Annotated in this window: 3 protein-coding genes; all 3 read right to left on the bottom strand. The window is 58.2% G+C overall.

Going from position 1 to position 4857, the window contains the following annotated elements:
- Positions 1 to 2386, bottom strand: a 2386-nt coding sequence (locus tag JUB11_RS32180; protein WP_207462891.1) for a hypothetical protein, incomplete at its 3' end; no start/stop codon positions are given.
- Between the two features lie 113 nt (positions 2387 to 2499).
- Positions 2500 to 2772 (bottom strand): hypothetical protein, encoded by a 273-nt coding sequence (locus tag JUB11_RS32175; RefSeq protein WP_207462890.1) that lies wholly within the window; start codon positions 2770 to 2772, stop codon positions 2500 to 2502.
- A partial coding sequence (locus tag JUB11_RS32170) for a glycosyl hydrolase family 28-related protein (protein ID WP_207462889.1) occupies positions 2772 to 4857 on the bottom strand: 2086 nt, incomplete at its 5' end. The genes JUB11_RS32170 and JUB11_RS32175, both read right to left, overlap by 1 nt.

The following is a 4857-nucleotide window of genomic DNA, read 5'->3' as shown; positions in this document are numbered from 1 at the left end:
GGCCATCATGTTCGGCGAGCGCTTCACAAAGGCGATGAACGCCTGAAACTGAAACCGCCCCTGCCGAGCACGAAATTCCGGACACTCCCTCTCTGCGGGCTTCCTGGAGGGTCTTACGGACTGTCTTGAGGTTCTCCAGCTTTTCGGCGCTGACCCGATAGGCTTCCTCGACCTCAGCGGCACGCTTCTCCAGGCGGGAAACCGCACCGTCTGCCCGGCGGAGATCCCGAGCCAGCACCCGAGCCTTCTCCTGGGTCGCGGCAAGGGCCTTCACGTCGGCGTTGCTCGTGAGCGGTTCCAACTGCCGGAACAGGGTCTGGGACCGCGCGGCTTCAGCAGCGGAGGTAAGGGCCTCATACTCAGCCCGGATCTGGTCCCGCTTGGCACGCTTGGCAGCAAGCTCCGTATGGAACCGGTCGCGGAACTTACGAGCCTCGGAGAGTTCGGCCAGCTTCTCCCCACGACGGATCATTCCGAGAGACCGAAGGGTCTCGTTTAGATCCAACTTGGTCTGCTTAACGGCGTCCTCAGCAGCCTTGAAGGCAGCCTCAGCGACATTGAGCCGGTGATAGAACTCATCCCCTCCCCATGCCTGGAGGATCTCCCGATAACGGTCGGGCTCCACGGTCTTGAGGTCGTCTAACTCCTTTGCCGTCAAGCCATGCGTCTCCATGAGCCAGCCCTCATCGGGCTTGCTTACAAGGGTCTCGAACAGGAAACGCTCGAAGTCTGCCGGGTTCTCCGCGATGGCCGCACGGTCCCACAGCTGAGCATGTCCGTAATCCCGCCCCATAGACGCGGGCAGGGACATTTGTCTCTGAAGTTCGGCGCGGAGGGCATCGGCACGGTTGGCCGAACGGGCTGACGTGATCCGGGTTTGGAGATCAGCGATCTGACCCTTGATCTCCTGGGCTCTGGTCGGGTTGGCATTCCGGCCACGCTCGACCTTCGCCAGTTCCCCTCGAAGCTGGGTCACTTGCTGCTGTAGGGGCTCGACCGCCTCCTGTCGGGTCTCGGATAGGGCCTTGATGCGGGTCCGTAGAGCCGACACCTTCGCCTCATCCCTCAGGAAGCCCAACTCCACCAAGCGCTTTTCGTAGACCTCATTGGTCTTGTGGATGGCCTCAGCGGCCTCCTGCGCCTTTGCCTCGATGATGGGAACGGCACGGGGACCGAACGTCGCCTCTAAGGCTACACGGTCGGTGTCCTCATACATCCCCTTCAGCATGAGGCGGGTTATCTCGTGGAACTGGGGAGCGTCGATACGAGCCGCGCCCACGTCGCCCATTGCCTGACGGGTTTCCCGGATGATGCGTTCCAGGCCAAGTTCCAGCCGGGAGGCGTGGGCGAAATAGTCCCGTTTCAGGTCTTCGGCAGAATGAGCCGTACGGAGGCCAAAGCGGTTGGTGTCGGTGTAGACGCCACCCAGGTCCATTAAGCGGACTAGAACACTCCGTACGGTATCGGAAGAGTAGGACAGAGCCCGACCGGCAGGGGTCCACTGAGTGGCAAACCGTCCCAGAGCCGTAGGGGAACCCTCCCGACCCGGAGCGTTGCCTGTGAAGTCCTCCGTCCCAGCGACACGCGCCGCACCAATGCTATCGTCAGCATGGCTGAGAACGTCATCCCCCTCACCGACAACACGGGTGACCACGCCTTGCCTCGTGAGGTTTTCGGGGCGAAGGGGATTGCCGAGGTTGGCAGGGTTGAGCGGGTGACCGGTGCCGAAGCCGTATCCCAATGTCCCGAAGCCACCAGCCAAGACGGTCTGAGTGCCAATGTTCATCAGGCTTTCCCGAACCGTCCGGAGGTCCTGAAACTGATGGAGTCCAGCTTCCTGAAGGGCACCTGTAGCGGCACCATGCAGAGCAAGCTTCCCGATCCGCATGAGACGACCGCCCGCCATCAGCCAGCCACCAACCGGGATATAGCTGGTCGGATCTGCAACAGCGGCGGCAAGGCCACCAGTGAGGGCACCGGCTAGGGAACCCTCAGCCCGCTTCATGAGGAGGCGTTCCTCCTCGATAGCGACGGCCTTGTTTTCGACCATCTCTGGGGTGATGGCGTCCTCAAAGAGGCCCTGAGTGATGTAGGGTAGGAGGTCAGTGTATTTCTCCTCGTCCCATGTGGTCCGCATGTAGGCGTACGGGTTCCAGTTCGGGTTGGTCTCTCCAGGGCTGTCGGTCTCAGTGATCCGACCTACCGCCTTCAAAGCGTTCCAGGCGAGGTTCTCCCGTTCGAACGCTGCCCCTGCGACCTCCCAGAATCCCATTTCCTCCTCCTGCTGGAGGTTGTCTCCAGGGTCATAGGGTCGGGTGGACAGCATAGCGGGAAGGAAAGATGCCCGGTCTCCGAGTTCGTCGGGACTCCAGTCGATAACTTCCATGGTCGTGGGTGACTCCAAAAAACAGAAAGCCCCCGCACGGACGGACCATGCGAGGGCAAATAGGGGATTGCTGGCGATTAGAGGCGGGCAGGAGACGTTTTGCAGCGATGAGGCTAGGCCACTAGCTTTTCATCCTCGCAACGCGCTCTTGCCTGTTTCAAATCGGGTTTGATGGGATGGATCAGGGGCAGAGACGCGAGGGCACTGGCGGCTTCCTCACTGATCGCCCCGAACTCCTCCGCAAGCCGTCGCGTCAAGCAATCGCGATTGATGTAGAACATCCGGTCGTCCCAGCGCTTTCCGCGCAAGGTCTGAACGATCCATTGGATCGGGTTGTCCACGATACGGACCCGGTCGTTGATGTAGATGGGGAATGTTGCAGCCATTACGCGAACTCCACTTGGAGCCACGTAAAGTTTCCGCCAGCAATGTTGATGCTCTGACCAGAGGTTTGTTTGGTCCAAACGCTAAGCTGGTCGTTAGGAGATACCGGCATCCAGCCGCTTTGTACGTGTAGAACGTGACGCATGTATGATCCGCTGGCAAAGGACACATCACCCGCCACACCAAGCGGTGTTGTGCCATTCACGGCTATTTGAAGATCACGATCACCAGTAGCGGAGACACCATCGTAGCGAACGTTTGCCGTGACCCGAGCCGACTTGGCCCACGCGGGAACCGTGACGATGCTTGGGAAGGATGACGACCAACATCCCTCGGTATCCCACTCAGCAGCGACCCAAGACAGGGTAGTTTGCGTGTTGTTGGAGATGGGGACGTTCGCTCCCTGTCCACCCATCTTCAGCAAGGCGCCACGGATACGGGAACCACGTGAGTAATCGCCAAGGGTATAGAGCGGGAGATCGTCTCCACGATTGTTCTGATAGAGGCTAGAGGTGGCTTTAGAGATTGCCTTGGGACTGTTGTCGGCTTTCAGAGTGAATATCGTGTTGTTCACCACGAGACTCTGAGTGTCATTCCCGTGCTCTATGATCGAATAGAGCCCTTTCTCATTGTCAAACGTATTTCCTTGAACGAGGGTTCTCTTTGCTCCGTTTACCGAAAGGTCAGCGGTGAAAATGTTGTGGAATTTGTTCAGTGATACCTTTGTGTCTAAGACATTGGACCCAGACAAATCGATACCGTAGACACTGAACCCAGCGATGGTATTGTCAATGATGCGAACATCTCGGACGTTACCAACCGTACCAATTAGCCGAATACCACCAGCCCCTTTCGGTAGGCCAGATCCATTGAAGCTCTCCCAAGCACCGCCAATCCAATTGTGTGAGATGCTTGCGAAGGCAATCGTATCATAATACTCCTCCTGCCCAATTTCAGGCCGGGCGGGATGATGGACTGTCCCATCAAGGATGACACCCCAGCCCGCCGTACCATCCGGATACTTGGAGACCTCACCAATCATGTTGTCGGCAATGGTGATGCTCAGTCCACCCTTGAACACGATACCGTCACCACTCGTCGGGTGGATATCGTTGTGGGTGATGAACACACCCTCAGCCTGTTGGGGAGGAATTCCGTCAGATGGGTTATTGTCCGCAGAGATGCTGAAGTAGATGCAGGGGCCACCACCCAGGATGTAGTTATGAACGATCTTTGAACCCATCCCGTTCTCTTCCGAGCGGAACGAAGTGGTACAGGCAATGAAGAGGTTCCGGTTCACATAGATGGCCTGGAAGTCCCAGCAATAGATTGCTTGCGGGAAACTCTCGAACCAGCACCGCTCCACATAAGCGTGGAACGCATCGCCTTCCTGAAGACCGGAGGTGGACGTTCCGTTGCCAAACATAATGGCACGGGTGGACCGGTTCTGGGTGTTGACGAACCGGATGTCCTCGATATGCGAGAACGTTCCTTCCACCCGGATCAGGGTTTGGACGCTGGTAGAGGGGCGGAGACGGGTTCCCTCGCCAGCACCACGAAGGGTGATGAGGGACGCGCCGTTGACCTTCACCGGAATTACGATGGTCGAGGAGATATCGTAGGTCCCCTCAGGGAGGAAGACCGTACCACCCTGTGTACCGATGTCGTTGATGGCCGCTTGGATCGCCGCTGAGGTGAACTCAGTGACAATCCGGTAGCCGGGACCAACAGCCTCACCAGACTCAACGGCAATCGTAAGCTCGTCGGCAGTCGGTGTAATGGTGACACCAGAGCCAGCCTTAAGGGAACGGAAGATAAGCTCTGCGTTGTCCTTGGTCTTGAAGACGTTGACACCCGTGCCGACGTTGCGTCCACCTGTGACGACATCAGGGATGCCAGGAACAAACTCAACACCGGACTCGTCAGTCTTCACACCGAGAAGCTTGCCGCCCTGACCAGAGTAGGACGTGGGGAAATCATTGAGATCAATCAGTTTAAGGGGACTATCCGGAATTTCGTGCTCGGCGGGGGTATGCTGAGAACGGAAGGAGCCCCCGATGGCACGACGCAAAGAACCGATCATCCCC

Source organism: Azospirillum sp. SYSU D00513 (assembly GCF_017356015.1).
Taxonomy (GTDB): Bacteria; Pseudomonadota; Alphaproteobacteria; order Azospirillales; family Azospirillaceae; genus Azospirillum.
Note: the sequence above shows the minus strand (reverse complement) of the source record. Positions and strands in the feature narration are given on the sequence as shown.